The 21,793-nt window shown below is 24.9% G+C and carries 17 protein-coding genes and 5 pseudogenes; 14 read left to right on the top strand and 8 right to left on the bottom strand.

Features of this window, described 5'->3' with window-relative positions; translation table 4 throughout:
* Position 1: 1 nt before the first annotated feature.
* Complete coding sequence (locus ACOBME_RS03985; RefSeq protein ID WP_419334361.1) at positions 2 to 1,366, bottom strand: hypothetical protein; 1,365 nt, start codon at positions 1,364 to 1,366, stop codon at positions 2 to 4.
* 15 nt (positions 1,367 to 1,381) lie between these two features.
* On the bottom strand, positions 1,382 to 1,843 hold the full coding sequence (locus ACOBME_RS03980; RefSeq protein ID WP_338963219.1) for a hypothetical protein: 462 nt from the start codon (positions 1,841 to 1,843) through the stop codon (positions 1,382 to 1,384).
* A gap of 323 nt (positions 1,844 to 2,166) precedes the next feature.
* Here ACOBME_RS03980 and ACOBME_RS03975 point away from each other — a divergent pair, with 323 nt between their 5' ends.
* Complete coding sequence (locus tag ACOBME_RS03975) at positions 2,167 to 2,601, top strand: hypothetical protein (protein WP_338964154.1); 435 nt, start codon at positions 2,167 to 2,169, stop codon at positions 2,599 to 2,601.
* A 732-nt stretch (positions 2,602 to 3,333) separates the two neighbouring features.
* Here ACOBME_RS03975 and ACOBME_RS03970 read toward each other — a convergent pair.
* Together ACOBME_RS03970 and ACOBME_RS03965 are read right to left on the bottom strand one after the other, a co-directional pair.
* On the bottom strand, positions 3,334 to 4,296 hold the full coding sequence (locus ACOBME_RS03970; RefSeq protein WP_338963247.1) for an IS1/IS1595 family N-terminal zinc-binding domain-containing protein: 963 nt from the start codon (positions 4,294 to 4,296) through the stop codon (positions 3,334 to 3,336).
* A gap of 411 nt (positions 4,297 to 4,707) precedes the next feature.
* A complete protein-coding gene (locus ACOBME_RS03965) occupies positions 4,708 to 5,982 on the bottom strand; it encodes a hypothetical protein (protein WP_338964149.1) in 1,275 nt (424 codons plus the stop codon).
* A gap of 271 nt (positions 5,983 to 6,253) precedes the next feature.
* On the opposite strand from ACOBME_RS03965, the gene ACOBME_RS03960 reads away from it, so the two are divergent.
* Positions 6,254 to 6,403 (top strand): hypothetical protein, encoded by a 150-nt coding sequence (locus ACOBME_RS03960; RefSeq protein WP_004027793.1) that lies wholly within the window; start codon positions 6,254 to 6,256, stop codon positions 6,401 to 6,403.
* A complete protein-coding gene (locus tag ACOBME_RS03955; RefSeq protein ID WP_040092696.1) occupies positions 6,403 to 6,654 on the top strand; it encodes a hypothetical protein in 252 nt (83 codons plus the stop codon). Before ACOBME_RS03960 ends, ACOBME_RS03955 begins: the two co-directional genes overlap by 1 nt.
* Before the next feature lie 430 nt (positions 6,655 to 7,084).
* Here ACOBME_RS03955 and ACOBME_RS03950 read toward each other — a convergent pair whose 3' ends face one another.
* Entirely contained in the window at positions 7,085 to 8,047 is a 963-nt protein-coding gene (locus ACOBME_RS03950) for an IS1/IS1595 family N-terminal zinc-binding domain-containing protein (protein ID WP_338963247.1), read from the bottom strand.
* A gap of 374 nt (positions 8,048 to 8,421) precedes the next feature.
* Here ACOBME_RS03950 and ACOBME_RS03945 point away from each other — a divergent pair, with 374 nt between their 5' ends.
* The 8 genes and pseudogenes from ACOBME_RS03945 to ACOBME_RS03910 all read left to right on the top strand — a co-directional run bounded on the left by ACOBME_RS03945 (position 8,422) and on the right by ACOBME_RS03910 (position 15,287).
* Entirely contained in the window at positions 8,422 to 9,384 is a 963-nt protein-coding gene (locus tag ACOBME_RS03945; protein ID WP_338963247.1) for an IS1/IS1595 family N-terminal zinc-binding domain-containing protein, read from the top strand.
* A 117-nt stretch (positions 9,385 to 9,501) separates the two neighbouring features.
* Positions 9,502 to 9,936 (top strand): annotated as a pseudogene (locus ACOBME_RS03940) (DUF3627 domain-containing protein).
* Between the two features lie 151 nt (positions 9,937 to 10,087).
* Complete coding sequence (locus ACOBME_RS03935; RefSeq protein WP_338964147.1) at positions 10,088 to 10,291, top strand: DUF2649 family protein; 204 nt, start codon at positions 10,088 to 10,090, stop codon at positions 10,289 to 10,291.
* Positions 10,291 to 11,304, top strand: coding sequence for a hypothetical protein (locus tag ACOBME_RS03930; protein WP_419334357.1), 1,014 nt, complete (start codon positions 10,291 to 10,293; stop codon positions 11,302 to 11,304). The genes ACOBME_RS03935 and ACOBME_RS03930 overlap by 1 nt, the downstream gene beginning before the upstream one ends.
* A pseudogene (locus ACOBME_RS03925) lies at positions 11,297 to 11,557 on the top strand (hypothetical protein); the annotation flags it as partial. The gene ACOBME_RS03930 and the pseudogene ACOBME_RS03925, both read left to right, overlap by 8 nt.
* 50 nt (positions 11,558 to 11,607) lie before the next feature.
* Positions 11,608 to 11,844, top strand: a complete 237-nt coding sequence (locus ACOBME_RS03920) for a hypothetical protein (RefSeq protein ID WP_338963583.1) — start codon at positions 11,608 to 11,610, stop codon at positions 11,842 to 11,844.
* 16 nt (positions 11,845 to 11,860) lie between these two features.
* Positions 11,861 to 14,064: pseudogene (locus ACOBME_RS03915) on the top strand (spiroplasma phage ORF1-like family protein).
* Between the two features lie 260 nt (positions 14,065 to 14,324).
* Positions 14,325 to 15,287, top strand: coding sequence for a transposase (locus ACOBME_RS03910; RefSeq protein ID WP_419334355.1), 963 nt, complete (start codon positions 14,325 to 14,327; stop codon positions 15,285 to 15,287).
* A gap of 226 nt (positions 15,288 to 15,513) precedes the next feature.
* On the opposite strand, the gene ACOBME_RS03905 is transcribed toward ACOBME_RS03910, so the two are convergent.
* Positions 15,514 to 15,666 carry a lipoprotein gene (locus ACOBME_RS03905; protein WP_338964142.1) on the bottom strand — a complete coding sequence of 51 codons (153 nt, stop codon included), beginning with the start codon at positions 15,664 to 15,666 and terminating at the stop codon, positions 15,514 to 15,516.
* Between the two features lie 119 nt (positions 15,667 to 15,785).
* On the opposite strand from ACOBME_RS03905, the pseudogene ACOBME_RS03900 reads away from it, so the two are divergent.
* Positions 15,786 to 16,757: pseudogene (locus ACOBME_RS03900) on the top strand (IS30 family transposase).
* A gap of 210 nt (positions 16,758 to 16,967) precedes the next feature.
* On the opposite strand, the gene ACOBME_RS03895 reads toward ACOBME_RS03900, so the two are convergent.
* A complete protein-coding gene (locus ACOBME_RS03895) occupies positions 16,968 to 17,930 on the bottom strand; it encodes an IS1/IS1595 family N-terminal zinc-binding domain-containing protein (RefSeq protein WP_338963247.1) in 963 nt (320 codons plus the stop codon).
* A gap of 559 nt (positions 17,931 to 18,489) precedes the next feature.
* Between ACOBME_RS03895 and ACOBME_RS03890 the strand changes: the two genes are divergently transcribed.
* Positions 18,490 to 18,669, top strand: a complete 180-nt coding sequence (locus tag ACOBME_RS03890; protein WP_338964140.1) for a hypothetical protein — start codon at positions 18,490 to 18,492, stop codon at positions 18,667 to 18,669.
* 24 nt (positions 18,670 to 18,693) lie between these two features.
* Positions 18,694 to 20,566: pseudogene (locus ACOBME_RS03885) on the top strand (PTS transporter subunit EIIC).
* Positions 20,567 to 20,708: 142 nt separating this feature from the next.
* On the opposite strand, the gene ACOBME_RS03880 reads toward ACOBME_RS03885, so the two are convergent.
* On the bottom strand, positions 20,709 to 21,671 hold the full coding sequence (locus tag ACOBME_RS03880) for an IS1/IS1595 family N-terminal zinc-binding domain-containing protein (RefSeq protein WP_338963247.1): 963 nt from the start codon (positions 21,669 to 21,671) through the stop codon (positions 20,709 to 20,711).
* Positions 21,672 to 21,793: the final 122 nt, after the last annotated feature.

Below are 21,793 nucleotides of genomic sequence, written 5' to 3'. Positions count from 1 at the left end.
ATTAAGAATTTTTAATTACTACATCAATTGGATTTGTTTGACCAGTAGCATTGTTTTTACCCTCAATTTGAACTTCAACAGTTTTATCATTTGTAATATTAATTGGTCAATCTTCACCCCTAGCTTCAATAAAGTAATCATAATCATTCTCAGTTAAAGAACTATCTATGGCTTTAACTGCTTTTAAAACGACAGCTTTAAATTGTGGTTTTAATTGTTCTGGTGTTGCTTGTGTTGGATCTGTAACATGAATAGTTGGTTTATCTAATTTATTAATCCCACTAATATCAATTTTATTTGATGATGGAATTACATAATCAACGGGCACTCTAAAAGTTTTATTTAGATTACTTTTAGCAGTATTAATTTCATCTTCTGTTGGTTGTTTTTCTAAAATAATTTTACATGTTTTTGGATATAAAATTGTTGGTGTTGCATATTGTACTTTACCAATTCATTTAGGGTTAGCAGTATCATTATCTAAAACTTGTTGAATAGTATCCATATTAATTGGATAAGCTCATACTTGTTTATTAATAATTAAACCATTTACATTAGTAAAATTATAACCTTTATCACGGTTAACTTGTCCTTTTGTATATGTTTTTTCTAAATGAAAACTTTTAGATACAGGAATACCCATTGCAGTATTTTCATATAATTCACCATTAACCATTGCTTTTAATTGGGCTTGTGAACCAATTACTTTTAAATACGCAGGTGTTAATCCTAAATAGGCACGTCGTCCTAAAACCATAAACATTTTATCTGTTGGTAATCCAAAATATAAATTACTAATTTGATTAGTTAATTCAATCAAAGTTTCATTTAATGTAAAAAATGCCTTATTTGCATCATCAGCATTTTCAGCTGTATAACTACGAAATGGAATTACTTCATATTGACCATCTGCTAAACAATAATCATAAATAGCCTGAATTAATTCACATTCTAAATTAACAAATTTATTCTGTACAACACTAGAAATAGCGTCGGCAATAACACTATTTTTAATATTTTGTTCTATTAATGCCAAGTCAAAAGCCTCATTCATTAATTTTAAATTAAATCTTTTATCAATAGGAACTGGAATTCTTGTTAATCCCATTGTTTGCGTTGTCCCACCATTTGGTAATGAATAATCATCTTGTCATACTACACGATGAGTTAAATTATATAGTGCTTGTCCTGCATTAGGTAATCAAGCAACTTGTTCTGCGGTTGCAGTAGCATACTGCATAATACTTGCATATTCATTATATAAAGGTCCACGCAATAAAGCATTAACCATATCAACATAGGATTTTTGACCTGTTGTGTTACCTTGTAATGTAAAAGGTACTTGTGGCAAATTAATTGTTGCCATAATTTCACTCCCTTATTATCTAAGGTTTTTAAGTGTATAATCAGTTAATTTTTTAATTTCTTCTGGAGTATATGCTCCTTTTTCTTTAATAGTTTCAATTTCATCATTTTTATTTTCAACCGATTTTTCAATCATATCTTTAATAAAATTAGTTGGTGAAACTGATGGTTGTTCTTCAACAAACAAATCAGGTTTTAATTCTTTTAAAGTTTGCATTTTTTCAGATAAAGAACTACCACTAACTTTTTCTAAATTAATTTTAATATCTTCAATTTTAGTAGATGGAACATCTTTAAATGCTTTTAATTCATCTAATTCATTAGATAATTTAATAAAGTCTTCTTTTGATATAACATCTTCGCGTTTTTGCACACTTTCTCTAATTTGTTTTGCTTCATTATTAAACTGATTTAAGATATTTTCAGCAATCTCTTCACTTAAACCTTGTTCTATTAATTGTTCTTTTGTAAGTGCCATTTTATAAACTCCTCTTTTTTTATTCTTGTTCGATTAACAAGTCAGCATAAACTCTTTTTTGATACAAAAAGATTAAAACTTATATTAATTATATACTTATAGTTTATAAATACAATACTTTTTATAAACAAATACTAAACATAATTTATTATGTTGTTAATTTAACCCTTAAAACAATTAATAATAACTATTTTTCAAGATAAAATTTTAAAATAATTTCTAATTTTGCTTGCATATATATATATATATATATATACTGAAGGTAAATCTTGATAAAGAATTTCAATAAATAGTTTCAAGATAAGAAAAGGAGAAATACAGTAATGAAAAAATTACTTAGTTTATTAAGTGTATTAACTATTAGCGGAACTGCTGTCCCAACAACAATTGCTGCTAGTCCTTATCAAAAAGAAGAATCACAAAAAGATAATTTAAAAACCTTAAAAAGAGTTAAAAGAGATTTATGAACCACTAACATTTGAGATCCATTTAAAAATAAAGTTGTTGATCCAGTAAACAAAGTTTGAACTGATAATGTATTTGATCCAGCAAAAAATATTACACAAAATTGTTTAAATAATATGGGTAATATGCTTAAAGAAGGCGGAATTAGAGCGGGAGTTGGTGCTGCTGGTGGAGCAGTTACAGGTGCTGCTGGTGGTGGTCTTGTCGGTTCTGCTATTGGAGCAGGAGTTGGTGCTGCTGGTGGATTTGTTAGTGGTGCTGCTGAGAAATGTATACGTGCAAATGTTAATTAAATCAATTATAAAAAAATTTATGGAAATAAATTTTTATTTCCATTTTTTATTAAATTATCAAAAAATAGAAAGGAATTGAAAATATAAAAAAAATATTAAGTCTTTTAGGAATAATCACTTTAATCGGGACAAGCACAACAAGTTTAATTGCTTGTAATACACCAGAAAAAAAATATACACCTGATGAATTAACAAAATTAAAAGAACAAAACAATATAAAAACAAAAGATGGTATTTTAGAATGAATAGCACCACAAGAATCTCCATTTAACGCAGATAAATATTATTATGTAGTATGACGCGGTGATAAAAATAATAATTGAAGAATTGTTAAATTTAAACACTCTAATGGTCAAAAAGTTAATGATAAGTATGACAAGTATAAACTTATATCTTCAAATGATGAAAAAAATTTATTTAATTTATTTATTTTAAAAGGGTCTGTAAGTTATTTTTGATTAAAAAAAGATGATGGAACTCACTTTAAATCAGTATATCGTTGAAATTTAGATACTAATGAACCTGATTTAGTTATTGATAATGATGGTAATATAAAAGTTAAAGGAGAATAATAAAGTTATGGATATTCCTTGAATTATAATTATACCAATTATTATTTTTTCAACAATTGTCTTTAATTTTGTCGAAAACTCTTGATGAAATAAAAAAAATCATCAATATGACAATTTGAAAACTAATTTTGTGTAAGATTATGATTTTGCTTTAAATTTTTTAAACGTTAAAATATAATACCGTTGATTGTTGGTTTGGTGTTAAACCTTTGTGTTGGTATTTTCATTTTCAGAGCTTTAAATAATTTTGAATATTAGTGAAACCCAAACCATGATAATGAATTAAGGCTTCTTTAAGACTGGATTGTAATTTACTAATCTTATTTAACTTTTGATAACTAGTATCAGGGTTTGTACTAGTTTTGGTGGAATATAGAGTAGAATTTGTTTGTTTTGCTACTAATAAATATAGTGGTTGCATATCAGAAATAATTATTGATTTTTCTTTAATTAGTTGCTTATTCATATTTTCAATAATCCATTGTTTTTGTAATCTTTTGGTATTGGTGGATTGAACAAAAATATTATTATTGCTATCAACTGCCATTTGAATACAGCATTTGGTATCAGTTGAAAATGGATCGAGATGAGTTTTTCGTTTATCAAATTTATCTTTAAAATTGCCTTTATGAATTTCTTTAATAAATGTTTCATCCATTTGGATTTGACCATTTAATTTTTTAAATTTTAACTGTGTATTTTCTAATTGTTTTGATTGCATTAATTTTTGTCGATTATATCAAGCGGTTTTTGGGGTTGTTTTAATAAAACGAGAAATTATTTTACTAGATTGTCCTAACAATGAAATTTGAATTAATAAATTTCACTGTTCATAATTTAAATGACTTCAATAAGTAAAATGATGACGAAATGCATCAAAACTAGCACGACATTTTTTACATAAATATTTTTGTTTTCCTTCGGAATTATGACCATTTTTAACACAATGAAAAGATTTGCAATTAGGACATATAATGCCTTTATCTCTAAATTTTTGATCAATTTCATTTAAACGTTTTTGTTTTTTAATTAAGTCTGCTTGTTGTTTTATTTTTTCATAAAATTCTAAAAATTGATCATCTGTTAAGCTATTTATTAATTCTGTAATTATTTTTTTCATCATTTATTTACCTCTATATATTAAAAATATACCTAATTTTAGGTATATTTTATAAATATCAAGAGTTTTCGACAAAATTAAAGACAATTGTCATAACCATTATTATTCTTATTTATAAAACACAAAATAAAAAAATTTATGAAATTATTGACCAAGAAATTAAAACTAATTTAGAAAAATTAAGTTATACTAATTATGTTTGAAAAAATAATGATAATTATTATAATTTAAAAAGTAGTTTACGCGGTTGTATTATGGATAATAGAAAAACTTTTCCTAGTATTTCAAAAGCATATCAAAATAATTCGCCAACTAAAAAGAAGGAAATTTATAATATTGTAAAAGAATATTTAGAATTAGATAATAAATATTAAACATAATAAAAAAACAAAGTGCATTGAGCACTTTTTATTTTTATCTTGGTTTAAATGTAATTTTAACTGGGCTATCATTATTATTTACCATATTTAAAACACCCAAAGCATTAAGGTCTATTGTTATATCTTTATCATTACCAAAATGATGAAAAGAAGAATTATTAATACCTAAAAATAATTGAGGTAATAATACTTTTGAAAATCTAATTTTTAATTTCATATCATTTGTATAATATGCTTGTAAATATGTTTCTTTAATTTTATCATTAACATTATCGGATAATTTTGTTATTTGAAGTAAAAATTTAATATTACCATGACCTTTTTGTGTTATGTATTTATTTGGATAATCCTCACTAGGTAAACCACTAGTAGAAGCAGTAGCGAATGTTTGAATATCATTTACTCGTATATTATTTGTATATAAAGTTATGGTATTATCAAAATTAACTTTATCAGTTTGTTTTAAACCTGTTTTCTGTAAAGTAATATTAGATAATGAACCAAAGTCATAATCACAAGTAGACCCACCACTATTTAAACCAATATTTCTATCTTTAATATAACTTTCAATTCTATTTGTTTCTGTGTTAACTTGTAAATTATCCAGATTGCTTATTTCAATTGTTTTATAAGAACTAATAAATTTATCTATACTTTGAATTGTTGGGTCAATTTGTCTTAAATTAATTTCAGTTTCATAATAACCATTATATTCAGTACCATCATCAAATAAATTAACATAACTTTGAGAATTTATTGCTTTTTTACATTGTGCTAGGGCTGTAATTTTAGTTATTAATGCTTGTCCTGTTTTACCATCTCAGATATCTTTGGTATATTCTGGGTAATTATATGGTACTGGTGGTAATACATATTGTGGATAATTAAAGGTTGGTATTTCATAATCATGTGGTAATAAGAAACTAGTTTTATAATTAGTTGTCATATAGCGTAAATAATTATTTAATGTACTTTTTGTTTTACCTCTAAAACTTCATACTGATAAGCGTAAATAATATTCTTCATTATTTGTATATGGGTTGTCAGCATAAAAGATAATTTCAAAATTACCTTTATATAATGCTTGAATTGAAAACATATCAATAATATAACTACAATTTGTTCCATCGGGTGTTTGTAAGAATTCGCAATTATTATCTTTTTCACTATCACTAACTGGTGTTTGAGCATCAATTGCTTTGGTTTGTTCATTAATTAAATAAACTCTATTTGTTTTTTCATTTAATTGTTTTAAATTATATGTTGAATAAACTAATTCTTCTGTTGGTTTACCATCCTTATTAGGCATCGTGTAAGTGAAGTGCAACAAATCAACTTTGAAAGGAGTTGATTTTTTTAATGGAAAGAAAACATTATTTTATTTTACGGTCCTTAGTAACTAAGTATGGAAAAGATAATGTTATTAATACGGTAAATAATATTGTAATTAATAATGAAAAAGAAGATGAATAAATTATCCGCGTAATTTATTAGCGGTAATTTATTCAATATAGTTTATTTTGAGCGTAGCGAACACGCGAAGCGTGCCGCGAAAATTAGATTTTTAGGAGGAATAAGTTATGCCAGTTTGATTAACGACAATTTTTAGTGTTGTTATTATATTAGGTATTTTTGCGTGAATTGGTTTATCAATTTATCAAAAAATTCGCCAAATTCGAGGAAAGAAAAAAGATAAAAAAGAAATTGAAAATAAGGAGGATAAAAAATAATGTTAGGTATGTATTTAACAACAGCAATTAATTTTTTAGCAGTTGGTGATAAACCTACTATTTCAGATGGAATGGGTTCTATTTGAAGTGGTTTAGGGCAAGCAATGATGAAAGTTAAAGAAGCAATTTATGCTGTATTACCACAATTAATGACCTTTTTAGGTGATGCGTGAATTATTTTAATTCCATTTGGTATTTTTGTTATCATTAAGATTTTAAACTTTTTCCGTGTTATGGTTAAAGGATTTTAATATTTATTATTACTGATCATATATCTTAGCTATGGCACACTAGCTTTTATGTGAGTTGATTAAATAATTTTGTTGTTTATTTTTGTATTACACACTGTCTATAAGTTATTATTGAAATTATTAGTAATGAAATAATTGTTTTAAAGTAGGATTTAATAAAAATAAGAATATTTTTATTAAGGGTCATATTAATAGTAGTTTTGGAATATAAATTTTTATAATATTCTTTATAAATATATCTACTTTCTTTTTAAAATTTGTAGGCAGTGTGTAGTGCAAAAATATCAATTTAATTATAAATGATTAATTTTATATTTTAATAACTATTATCTTTAATTTTGTCGAAAACTCTTGATGAAATAAAAAAAATCATCAATATGACAATTTGAAAACTAATTTTGTGTAAGATTATGATTTTGCTTTAAATTTTTTAAACGTTAAAATATAATACCGTTGATTGTTGGTTTGGTGTTAAACCTTTGTGTTGGTATTTTCATTTTCAGAGCTTTAAATAATTTTGAATATTAGTGAAACCCAAACCATGATAATGAATTAAGGCTTCTTTAAGACTGGATTGTAATTTACTAATCTTATTTAACTTTTGATAACTAGTATCAGGGTTTGTACTAGTTTTGGTGGAATATAGAGTAGAATTTGTTTGTTTTGCTACTAATAAATATAGTGGTTGCATATCAGAAATAATTATTGATTTTTCTTTAATTAGTTGCTTATTCATATTTTCAATAATCCATTGTTTTTGTAATCTTTTGGTATTGGTGGATTGAACAAAAATATTATTATTGCTATCAACCGCCATTTGAATACAGCATTTGGTATCAGTTGAAAATGGATCGAGATGAGTTTTTCGTTTATCAAATTTATCTTTAAAATTGCCTTTATGAATTTCTTTAATAAATGTTTCATCCATTTGGATTTGACCATTTAATTTTTTAAATTTTAACTGTGTATTTTCTAATTGTTTTGATTGCATTAATTTTTGTCGATTATATCAAGCGGTTTTTGGGGTTGTTTTAATAAAACGAGAAATTATTTTACTAGATTGTCCTAACAATGAAATTTGAATTAATAAATTTCACTGTTCATAATTTAAATGACTTCAATAAGTAAAATGATGACGAAATGCATCAAAACTAGCACGACATTTTTTACATAAATATTTTTGTTTTCCTTCGGAATTATGACCATTTTTAACACAATGAAAAGATTTGCAATTAGGACATATAATGCCTTTATCTCTAAATTTTTGATCAATTTCATTTAAACGTTTTTGTTTTTTAATTAAGTCTGCTTGTTGTTTTATTTTTTCATAAAATTCTAAAAATTGATCATCTGTTAAGCTATTTATTAATTCTGTAATTATTTTTTTCATCATTTATTTACCTCTATATATTAAAAATATACCTAATTTTAGGTATATTTTATAAATATCAAGAGTTTTCGACAAAATTAAAGACTATTATTAAAAATTAAATAGTATTTTTCAGTGTGTCAATTTTTATTATTTTATATATTTAACATTGTTAATAACATTGTTTATTAAACATTAAATAAACAATATATAGCATTATGTATAACATTGTTAATAATCAGTGTTTTTATCAATAAGTAAACAATATATAAACATTAAATATAACATTGTTTATTAAATAAATATTTAGTTAGGAGTCTTTAATTTTGTCGAAAACTCTTGATATTTATAAAATATACCTAAAATTAGGTATATTTTTAATATATAGAGGTAAATAAATGATGAAAAAAATAATTACAGAATTAATAAATAGCTTAACAGATGATCAATTTTTAGAATTTTATGAAAAAATAAAACAACAAGCAGACTTAATTAAAAAACAAAAACGTTTAAATGAAATTGATCAAAAATTTAGAGATAAAGGCATTATATGTCCTAATTGCAAATCTTTTCATTGTGTTAAAAATGGTCATAATTCCGAAGGAAAACAAAAATATTTATGTAAAAAATGTCGTGCTAGTTTTGATGCATTTCGTCATCATTTTACTTATTGAAGTCATTTAAATTATGAACAGTGAAATTTATTAATTCAAATTTCATTGTTAGGACAATCTAGTAAAATAATTTCTCGTTTTATTAAAACAACCCCAAAAACCGCTTGATATAATCGACAAAAATTAATGCAATCAAAACAATTAGAAAATACACAGTTAAAATTTAAAAAATTAAATGGTCAAATCCAAATGGATGAAACATTTATTAAAGAAATTCATAAAGGCAATTTTAAAGATAAATTTGATAAACGAAAAACTCATCTCGATCCATTTTCAACTGATACCAAATGCTGTATTCAAATGGCAGTTGATAGCAATAATAATATTTTTGTTCAATCCACCAATACCAAAAGATTACAAAAACAATGGATTATTGAAAATATGAATAAGCAACTAATTAAAGAAAAATCAATAATTATTTCTGATATGCAACCACTATATTTATTAGTAGCAAAACAAACAAATTCTACTCTATATTCCACCAAAACTAGTACAAACCCTGATACTAGTTATCAAAAGTTAAATAAGATTAGTAAATTACAATCCAGTCTTAAAGAAGCCTTAATTCATTATCATGGTTTGGGTTTCACTAATATTCAAAATTATTTAAAGCTCTGAAAATGAAAATACCAACACAAAGGTTTAACACCAAACCAACAATCAACGGTATTATATTTTAACGTTTAAAAAATTTAAAGCAAAATCATAATCTTACACAAAATTAGTTTTCAAATTGTCATATTGATGATTTTTTTTATTTCATCAAGAGTTTTCGACAAAATTAAAGGTTAGGAGTTGATAAAATTGAGTAATTTTGTTAAGAAAAATCAAAATATAGAAAATTATTTTATTCGTAAAGAGTTGATAGTTTTTGAAACAGAAAAAGCAATTTTTATAAATTTACCTAATCATAATCGTCATATTGGTTTTTGGTTGAGTAATAAATTTATTTATCCGAGTGAAAAACACTCAGAACAAGTAGCAATCGGTTTGATTTATGATAATTCTTATCCTATTGTAAAATATGATGAAAATTTAAAACGTCATGTGTGAAAATATTTAACTGGAGCAGAACTAATCAATTTGTATAATCAATAAAAATAAAATTATTTTACACAAATGAAAAAAGCAATATTTCCTGGTGAACCTCAAAAAGTAAAAACAACTAACAATAATTTAACAAATTGAAGTGATGAAAAAGTAGATAAATTAATTAATGACTTGAAGGACTTAAATTAATGGGTTTATATGATTATTGAGTTCAATTTGTTAGTTATATTATTGGTTCAAATGCTCCTGAATTTTTATATGTCATATCATTTGTATTATTTATCGTTTTATTTTTGGGGATGTTTTTTAAACTTATTCAGAAAATGTGGAGTTTTTAAATATGCAAAATGATTGAGAAAAATTAAAAGAGTTTTTTATTTATGTATTTTTGTTTATAAATAAAACGAATGTTGAAATTATTACAACTTGAAATTTAACTCAAAATGAATATTTAACTCTTATGATTGGTATTTGAATTGTGATTTTATTTTTAACGTGGTTTTTATTGTGAATGGTTTTTAAAATAGTTGGGTATTTTAAGTAATGAAAAAATTTATATTTTTCTTAAAAAATTATTGTTATATTGGTGGTTCAATGATTTTGTTTAGTTTAATTGATTTATTACTTTGAATAATTTCATTAAATTATACCGGTTTAGTATTTTGATTATTGTTTGCTTTGCAATGTGTTTATTTTGTCTGATGAGTTTGAAAAAACATATTTTATCAGTTGAGTGCTTTTCGGTTAGTAAATTTTGTTTGAGATAATCCGTTATCAGTAATTATTGGTAAGTTAGGGACGGGAAAAACTTTACTTTTAACTTATTTATCACAAACTATGAAACTATTAACAGATAAGATTTATAGTAATTATCCGTTAGAAGATGATAAAGTTAAAGTTTTAACATTTAAAAATTTAGATTTTACAGATAGAACAAAACCAGTTCCCCCAGATGATAGTGTTATTTTATTTGATGAAAGTTATTTATATATTGATGGAACTAGTCCCCACGATGAGAAAAAAGTTCATAGTGGTAAAATTCCGTGAATTGTATTAGCAAGACATTTTGGTAATCGTGCTTTATTTACAGCTCAGCGTGAGGGTATGATTTGAAATAATATTCGACAATTAGCAAGTGGTATTATTATTCCAATTTCATTGAAAAAACCTATTGCTAAAAAAGGATTTAATTTTTTTAATCGTTTCTTTATTATGCGAATTGGTATTTTTCAAGATATTACAGATTATGAAATTTGAAAAACAAAATCAGTAGAACGAACAGCCGAAGGTAAACGAGCAAAACATAAGTCGGATGTTGGGTTAGGAATTCGGTTTTTTAAAATAATTATTCCATTAGAATTTGCACAGAAATATGATAGTAAATGATTAAAGTTTGTTCGTGATTTAAAAAATGATGAAATAGTTAATTATAAAGAATATTATTGGTCAGAAATTACTAAATTAAGTGTTAAAGAGCGTTTAGCATTGTTTGATATTGATATTTTGAAAAAAAATTTAAAACCTAAAAAAGAAAAAGGAAGTGATAAAGATGATTAATTTATTATCAGAAAGTAATAATTGAGATAAGATTTTTAGTTTTATTTTTGATGTATTTTTGTTTATTTTTGATGTAATTTGAAATACTAAATTACCAATGACAAATACAACTATTGCTTATTTTATTATCTTTTTTATGGTTGTTAAGTTATCAATTTATGCTATCCACGGAACAAGAACACAATATAATGAATTAGGTTCAACTGTTAAAAACAATACATCAAAATTGTATGCTTCAACAGTACGTGGTGTTAAAAAAGCACATAAGGCTAATAAAAATGGTCGGTGAAAGGAAACAGATTAATGATTAGATTAGTTTTATTAGTTGCTGCAATTGCTATTTTTGGTACTAGTTTTATTACGGTGATTATAAATCAATTAACATCAGCAAAAAATATCATTATGGATTTATATAACTCAGATACTTTTTTACTTTCTTTGTTTGGTAAAATGGCAATTTTGTTTAGTCATCCATTAATGTTAACAATATCAAGTTTATATATTGTTGGGTTTATTGTTTCAAAAACATTGTATAGTTAGGGGTTGAATTATAAATATGAAAAAATCATTATCTTTATTTGCCATATCTATTTTAGGTATTTTAGGTTTAATTATTCCATTTATTACTTTAACAGCATTTAAACCCTTAAATCAGCAGAATTATACTGTTAATTAACAAACAATGGGAATGAATGAAACTGATTTTATTAATACAATGTTTTTACGCAGTAGTTTTTTTGAAAACTGGTCTGAAACAAATTACTTTATTAATCCAACTCTAAAAACATCACAAACATTAACTTATAATGATCAGTGATATTTAGACTTTTTAAAGGATAGTTATTCAACGGGAATTTCATTTGATAAGCCTAGTGATGAGTTTATGGATTTATATAAAAATTGAGATACTTATGCTAAACAATATAATATTGATAAATTCTATGATGTTGATAAAAAACAATTTTTAAAAGAATTAACTAATTTTTCTTATTCTTTTGCTAAGTATTTTAATACTGTGGAAGTTATTAATAAATTAGAAAGAGGTATTGATAATTTACAATTAGTTAAAATGATTAATGAGTTTTGAATACAAATTCCTAGAACACAGGAACCTAATAAATAATTTTTAACTGCTACTAATAAATGATATTTTTATGGAGAAAAAAGAAATGGTCAATATTTGCTTACAAAATTTTATTTTGATAATAATTTTATTAAAAATCAAAACACTTGATGACAACACTTAAAAAATGATTCAGATTTTATTTGAAACTATAATTTAGTATATCGTTGAGATGGAAACGGTGAACCAGAATCACCCGTTGTTGATAATGATGGCAAATTAAAATGATATACTGAATATTATCAAAATGTTCGTTCTTTTTTGCTTAAATATATTGATGTTATTGTACAAGAAAATATCCGAATTCAGCAAGGTGGTAATCCAAACTATGATGACCCAAATTTGGGTAGTGAAAGAATAATTTTTGATTTTGAAATTATTAATAATATGGAAAAATTAGATTGAAAACCTGATGTTATTTTAACTAGAAAATCAATTTATCGGATGATTTTAACAATTGATGAAAATAAAAATATTATTGCTGGTAGTTTAGAATTAACACATTTTAAACAATATTGGGATGGTAATAATGCAAATAGTTATTGGTATACTGATGATTTAGGTTTTTTATTTTCTTTCATAAAAGAAAAAGAAGATACTTTTAATTTTAGTGCTGAAACTTATAATTATTATCAAGGTAATTCTCCTAATATTGGTAAAATGGTTTTTGAACAGATGAAAGGTCAAATTGATATTAATAAATTTTTAAAAGCTTTTTTGCGTATGCTTTAGTCCCGGTGTTTTAAAATCGCAGTAATTTTATTGAAAGTGGTTATATTGATAATTTACAGTATGATACTGTTTTAATTAACTTTTTTGGTTTAAAATTAGTTAATTTTAGAGATGTTTTAATTAATGAAAATAATATGATTAAAAGTCAATTTGAAAAATTATTAAATAGCATGTTCACGGTTTCTCAAAATTTTTATAAAGATTATTTACGTACCATTTTTGATTTAGAAAATAATACTTATGTGCAAGGATATAATAAAAAATATGGTTTATTAGCTAACAATGGTTTTAAAATTTATCCTCGTTATTTTTATTTTTCTGATAAATATAATCAGTTAGATATTAAGTTATACTCAGCATTTAAAAATCGTTTTTATAATACTAATTATGGTAATGTGTTTAATTATGATTTTTCAGTTGCAAATAATTATAATATTAATCAAAATGAAGGTTATATTTTTGAAGGTGCTTTAAAAGATAAATACGGTTTAAAATACAAAAAAATTGAAGAACAAAAAATCGGTTATAATGTTTTTGAATTACAAGCCCAAAAAGAAAATGATATGTACCGTTATTATGATTTTAATTTTGGAATTTATAACTGACAAGAAATAAATAATGGCGGGTTGTTTCCTGATGGACAATGATGACAAGCTCAATATGAAAGTTGTAGTTGATATAATTTAGCGTGTCATATAAAAAATGCTGCAATTTGAATTGTAAATAATATTCCCGGTGTTAAACAAGTAAACGAATTAGCAAGCGGTGTTGGTAAAATATTTCAAACAATATATAGTTTTTTTAGTCAAACATTTGAGGTATGAAAATTTAGTCCAGCATTATATAATACAATAACAAATATATTTCTATTAATTATCTTTATGAAGTTTGTTCGATTAATTTAAAAAAGGACTTGTTATTCCTTTTATTCTTTTCAATCAATTATTAGTCCTGTGTCTTTATTAATTTCTGGTATTTGTGGTTCATTGTTTTTATTTCAACGATATACTAAATTATAGTTTCAAATAAAATCTGAATCATTTTTTAAGTGTTGTCATCAAGTGTTTTGATTATTAATAAAATTACTTTAATTTTGTCGAAAACTCTTGATATTTATAAAATATACCTAAAATTAGGTATATTTTTAATATATAGAGGTAAATAAATGATGAAAAAAATAATTACAGAATTAATAAATAGCTTAACAGATGATCAATTTTTAGAATTTTATGAAAAAATAAAACAACAAGCAGACTTAATTAAAAAACAAAAACGTTTAAATGAAATTGATCAAAAATTTAGAGATAAAGGCATTATATGTCCTAATTGCAAATCTTTTCATTGTGTTAAAAATGGTCATAATTCCGAAGGAAAACAAAAATATTTATGTAAAAAATGTCGTGCTAGTTTTGATGCATTTCGTCATCATTTTACTTATTGAAGTCATTTAAATTATGAACAGTGAAATTTATTAATTCAAATTTCATTGTTAGGACAATCTAGTAAAATAATTTCTCGTTTTATTAAAACAACCCCAAAAACCGCTTGATATAATCGACAAAAATTAATGCAATCAAAACAATTAGAAAATACACAGTTAAAATTTAAAAAATTAAATGGTCAAATCCAAATGGATGAAACATTTATTAAAGAAATTCATAAAGGCAATTTTAAAGATAAATTTGATAAACGAAAAACTCATCTCGATCCATTTTCAACTGATACCAAATGCTGTATTCAAATGGCAGTTGATAGCAATAATAATATTTTTGTTCAATCCACCAATACCAAAAGATTACAAAAACAATGGATTATTGAAAATATGAATAAGCAACTAATTAAAGAAAAATCAATAATTATTTCTGATATGCAACCACTATATTTATTAGTAGCAAAACAAACAAATTCTACTCTATATTCCACCAAAACTAGTACAAACCCTGATACTAGTTATCAAAAGTTAAATAAGATTAGTAAATCACAATCCAGTCTTAAAGAAGCCTTAATTCATTATCATGGTTTGGGTTTCACTAATATTCAAAATTATTTAAAGCTCTGAAAATGAAAATACCAACACAAAGGTTTAACACCAAACCAACAATCAACGGTATTATATTTTAACGTTTAAAAAATTTAAAGCAAAATCATAATCTTACACAAAATTAGTTTTCAAATTGTCATATTGATGATTTTTTTTATTTCATCAAGAGTTTTCGACAAAATTAAAGTAAAATTATTATCAAAATAAAATTTTGTCGTTATATAATTATTTTCATATTTATTTATATAAAAATATCATTTATTAGTAGCAGTTAAAAATTCTTTATTAGGCGCCTGTGTTCTAGGAATATTAGTTAATTTGCTATTTTCTGGTAGTTGTTGTGGTTATGGTGTAGGTTTATTACCCCCCCGTTTTCATTATTATTTGGTTTTTCACAACTAATTAATGTTGTTGTACTTGTTGCTGTTAATCCGATTACTCCTAAAATACTTAGTAACTTTTTCATATTTTACTTCTCCTTTATTAAAATTACTTGAATGCTATAATTGATTTTATCATATATCAATAATGTATTAAATAATTTTAATATTAAATTTATAAATTAATGAAAGGTATATAAATGTTATGTATAGTCATTTAAGTTTTATTGATAAGGTTAAATTGGAAAAATTATTATTATCAAAATTATTTTTAAAAAAGAATGGTGAAATAAATATTTCACAAATTGCTAAATGTTTGAACAGAAATCGTAGTACTATTTTGCGAGAAATTAAGCGTTTTAAAACTATTGATTAATATAGTGCTTATAAGTCAGATAAAATGTATTATGAGAAAAGAAAAAAGAATAATAAAAGATATAAGTTTACAGAAGAACAATTAAATTTTATTAATATAAGATTTAATGTTTATCGTGATTCTCCATCACAACTTATTCATCGTTATTTTCTAAAGTTTGGTATTAAATTTCCTGTTTGTGTTAAAACATTGTATAAATGAATTCGTTTGGGTTTTTATGGTTTTTTAAAACAGAATTTACGTCATCGTGGTAAAAAATATAAAACAAAAGGAAAATTTGATAATCGTGGTAAATTAATTAATTTTAAATCAATATGAGATATTGAGAATAAAGAGACTGATGTTGGTTGATTTGAAATGGATACCATAGTTGGAAAAGAGCATCAATCTAGTAATTTGGTTTTAGTTGAACAAAATAGTAAAAGTTATTTTGTTATGAAATTAAAAAATCATACTGCTAATGAAGTTGTGGAAAAGTTTAAAGATATTGTTATAAGTAATAATTTATTTGGGAAAATTAAAGGAATAATAACTGATAGAGGAAAAGAATTTAGTAAATGAAGAGAATTAGAAATATTTGCTGAAACACAAGTTTATTTTTGTGACCCCGGTAAACCACAACAAAAACCATTAATTGAATATATGAATTCTGAACTTAGACAATGATTTCCTAAGGGAACTGATTTTAATAATGTTAGTCAACAAAAAATAAATTGAGTAGTTAATGTTATAAATGATAAATTAAGGCCTGTTCTTAATTGAAAAACAGCAAAAGATGTATTTTCAGATAATTTTAAATAGGTTTATTTGAAGTAATTTAATAAATTATTTTTTAGTGTGCTTAATTTTCCTTAAAATAAAATAAAAACTATAAATATTTTGATTTTTAAAAATTTATAATTGATTTTTTACTTTAATTTTGTCGAAAACTCTTGATGAAATAAAAAAAATCATCAATATGACAATTTGAAAACTAATTTTGTGTAAGATTATGATTTTGCTTTAAATTTTTTAAACGTTAAAATATAATACCGTTGATTGTTGGTTTGGTGTTAAACCTTTGTGTTGGTATTTTCATTTTCAGAGCTTTAAATAATTTTGAATATTAGTGAAACCCAAACCATGATAATGAATTAAGGCTTCTTTAAGACTGGATTGTAATTTACTAATCTTATTTAACTTTTGATAACTAGTATCAGGGTTTGTACTAGTTTTGGTGGAATATAGAGTAGAATTTGTTTGTTTTGCTACTAATAAATATAGTGGTTGCATATCAGAAATAATTATTGATTTTTCTTTAATTAGTTGCTTATTCATATTTTCAATAATCCATTGTTTTTGTAATCTTTTGGTATTGGTGGATTGAACAAAAATATTATTATTGCTATCAACTGCCATTTGAATACAGCATTTGGTATCAGTTGAAAATGGATCGAGATGAGTTTTTCGTTTATCAAATTTATCTTTAAAATTGCCTTTATGAATTTCTTTAATAAATGTTTCATCCATTTGGATTTGACCATTTAATTTTTTAAATTTTAACTGTGTATTTTCTAATTGTTTTGATTGCATTAATTTTTGTCGATTATATCAAGCGGTTTTTGGGGTTGTTTTAATAAAACGAGAAATTATTTTACTAGATTGTCCTAACAATGAAATTTGAATTAATAAATTTCACTGTTCATAATTTAAATGACTTCAATAAGTAAAATGATGACGAAATGCATCAAAACTAGCACGACATTTTTTACATAAATATTTTTGTTTTCCTTCGGAATTATGACCATTTTTAACACAATGAAAAGATTTGCAATTAGGACATATAATGCCTTTATCTCTAAATTTTTGATCAATTTCATTTAAACGTTTTTGTTTTTTAATTAAGTCTGCTTGTTGTTTTATTTTTTCATAAAATTCTAAAAATTGATCATCTGTTAAGCTATTTATTAATTCTGTAATTATTTTTTTCATCATTTATTTACCTCCATATATTAAAAATATACCTAATTTTAGGTATATTTTATAAATATCAAGAGTTTTCGACAAAATTAAAGATTTTTTATGATTTTTATTGTATTATTTGACTAATAAGATTTGTTGCACTTCATTTTACATAATTCCAAATTATAAATTTTTAAAGAAAAATGTTCTATAATAAAAATATAAAATAATAAAAATTCTATGGACAAGTCTGGTTATAATAAAATTATTTTAGTAGAAAAGAGTAACATATCCAAAATGATTTTAAGTTTATCACCACAGAATATTACATATTTAGCAATTGTACTTTTTGGTATGATTATTGGAACAATATTATTAATTGTTTGAATTATCCAAAAAAGGCGATTAGCAAATAGTGGCGATTATTATGCTAAAAATAATACAAAATTAGATTTGTGGACTTATATTAAGCGGAATATTGCTTTATACGGAGCATTTTTTTGCTATGTTATTGGAATATCGGGCTTTTTCTTATTAGTTTTATAGAAAGTAATATTATTTTAGAAATTATTTTAAAAGGAGAAAGTTAAAAATGAGTGAAAAAGCAAAACTTAAGCCATTTGTCTCAAGAGCATGATGAAAACGGTCAAATCAGAGGACAATGGCAACGTTGAGCAAATTAAGTAAAGCGTTCTTGTTACCGATTGCCGGAATTTTCTTAGGAGTTGGAGCAACAATTTCATCAAAAGTTGACCCCGCTTCAGCAGCATAATATTTTGGTAATTTTTTAAATAAAATGGGGAATATTGCTTTTGGTAATTTACCAGTTTTATTCTGTATTTCAGTGGCAATGGCTTATACAGAAGATGCCGGGGTTGCAGCTTTAACATCGGTTGTTGGGTTTTTAGTTTTTAATGCCATTCAGTTGTCATTATTAAACGAAGCATTTGCCCACATTCAATATGTTGTTGATATTGAGGGGGTTGCTAATCCAATTAAAGGATTAACGGTTGATGGTTTAAAATCAGCCAGTCCAACCTTATTGACGGCTGATGAGTTATTAAATTATATGCGTAATAGTGAGATTTATCAACGATTAGTTGATAATCCAAATGCAAAAATTGTGATTGTTAGCTCAGCACGAGTAAGTGATCAGTTTAATTTGTTATTTTATACTGGTCAAACTTGAGCGGTACAAAGTAAATTATTAACTGCTAATTTAGGGGTTAATTCATTAAACACCGGTGTTTTTGGTGGGGTTTTTGTGGGGGCGATTGCAGCATTTGCCTTTAATCGTTTTCATAAAACACAATTACCCTTCAGCACTTAGTTTTTTTAGTGGAACTAAATTAGTGCCAATTATTATGTTTTTAGCGGTAATTCCGTTAGCATTTATTTTTATGATTATTTGACCTTTAATTGGAACAGGGTTAGCTTGATTTGGAAATAACTCCGGAAAATTACCTGTTGGGTTAGATTCGTTAATTTTTGAAATTTTTGAACGTTCATTAGTACCATTTGGTCTACACCACGTTTTTTATTCACCATTATGGTGAACACAAGCGGGGGGGAGTATGGCTGATTTAATTGCTAATGTTTTGAAAGACCCGTTAAGTTATATGGCTTTCTTAAAAGATCTACAAGCTGCTGGTTATATTGATGCTAGTGTTGATGTGGCAAAAATTAGTGCTGCTGATGCAATCGTTGCTGTTAACAGTTGAGTATCATCATTAAATGCTTCAACAATTTCAGCAGTTGGAGATCAAACGATTATGTATAAAATTATTGCTGATCCAAAGATTACCTTTACAATGGTAGAACATATGGGCTTAAATCTTGGCAGATTCCAATCTGGAAAATTCCCATTTATGATGTTTGGATTACCAGCTGCCGCGGCGGCAATGTGGTTTAGTGTTCCAAAACAAAATCGTAAACAAGTGATGGGGATTTACTTTTCAGCAGCCTTTACTTGTTTCTTAACAGGAATTACAGAACCAATTGAATTTACCTTCTTATTTGTTGCACCGTGATTATTCTATGGGGTTCATATGCCATTATGTGCAATTTCATTTATGTTAATGTGATTATTACATGTTCATACTTCGATGATGGTGTCAGGAGGATTTATTGACTTTATTGTCTTTGGAATCATTCCATTTGTTGGTGGTAAAGGAACAAACTTCTACTGAATTTTAGTTGTTGGAATCCCATATATTGCAATTTACTTTGCGGCCTTTTACTTCTGTATTAAATACGGAAAAGTTGGCATTACTGGTCGTGATGGTAGTGCAAAACTATACACAAAAGCTGATTTTAAGGCAAAACAAGGTGGCAGTGAAGCTAGTGCTGTGCCAGCGAAAGGCGATGCGGCCAAACGTGAAAAAGCCCGCAAAATTATTGAATTTTTAGGTGGACCAAATAATATTACTGCTGTTGATTCATATGCGTCACGCTTACGAGTGACAGTTGTTGATAGTAGCGTTGTTGATCAGAACGTGATTAAATCCTTAGGGGGAAGTACCGGGATGATTGTTCGTGGTAAGTCAGTGCAAATTGTCTATGGTGGTGAACAAGAAGTTATTAAACCATATATGCGCGAATTATTAGCGGCAATGCGAAAGGAACAAGCAGCAGCAATTCCAAATGGACAAAGTCCAAAAACTAAATAAATTTTAAAAAACATTAATAATTTTAATTAATGTTTTTTTGTCCTTTAATTTTGTCGAAAACTCTTGATGAAATAAAAAAAATCATCAATATGACAATTTGAAAACTAATTTTGTGTAAGATTATGATTTTGCTTTAAATTTTTTAAACGTTAAAATATAATACCGTTGATTGTTGGTTTGGTGTTAAACCTTTGTGTTGGTATTTTCATTTTCAGAGCTTTAAATAATTTTGAATATTAGTGAAACCCAAACCATGATAATGAATTAAGGCTTCTTTAAGACTGGATTGTAATTTACTAATCTTATTTAACTTTTGATAACTAGTATCAGGGTTTGTACTAGTTTTGGTGGAATATAGAGTAGAATTTGTTTGTTTTGCTACTAATAAATATAGTGGTTGCATATCAGAAATAATTATTGATTTTTCTTTAATTAGTTGCTTATTCATATTTTCAATAATCCATTGTTTTTGTAATCTTTTGGTATTGGTGGATTGAACAAAAATATTATTATTGCTATCAACTGCCATTTGAATACAGCATTTGGTATCAGTTGAAAATGGATCGAGATGAGTTTTTCGTTTATCAAATTTATCTTTAAAATTGCCTTTATGAATTTCTTTAATAAATGTTTCATCCATTTGGATTTGACCATTTAATTTTTTAAATTTTAACTGTGTATTTTCTAATTGTTTTGATTGCATTAATTTTTGTCGATTATATCAAGCGGTTTTTGGGGTTGTTTTAATAAAACGAGAAATTATTTTACTAGATTGTCCTAACAATGAAATTTGAATTAATAAATTTCACTGTTCATAATTTAAATGACTTCAATAAGTAAAATGATGACGAAATGCATCAAAACTAGCACGACATTTTTTACATAAATATTTTTGTTTTCCTTCGGAATTATGACCATTTTTAACACAATGAAAAGATTTGCAATTAGGACATATAATGCCTTTATCTCTAAATTTTTGATCAATTTCATTTAAACGTTTTTGTTTTTTAATTAAGTCTGCTTGTTGTTTTATTTTTTCATAAAATTCTAAAAATTGATCATCTGTTAAGCTATTTATTAATTCTGTAATTATTTTTTTCATCATTTATTTACCTCTATATATTAAAAATATACCTAATTTTAGGTATATTTTATAAATATCAAGAGTTTTCGACAAAATTAAAGTTTTTGTCTATCTTATCAAATCCAATTTTATGATAAAATTAT

Origin of the sequence: Spiroplasma endosymbiont of Sarcophaga variegata, assembly GCF_965178695.1 — a bacterium.
GTDB classification, from domain to species: domain Bacteria; phylum Bacillota_I; class Bacilli_A; order Mycoplasmatales; family Mycoplasmataceae; genus Spiroplasma; species Spiroplasma poulsonii.
This window is presented reverse-complemented; position numbering and strand designations above follow the sequence as displayed.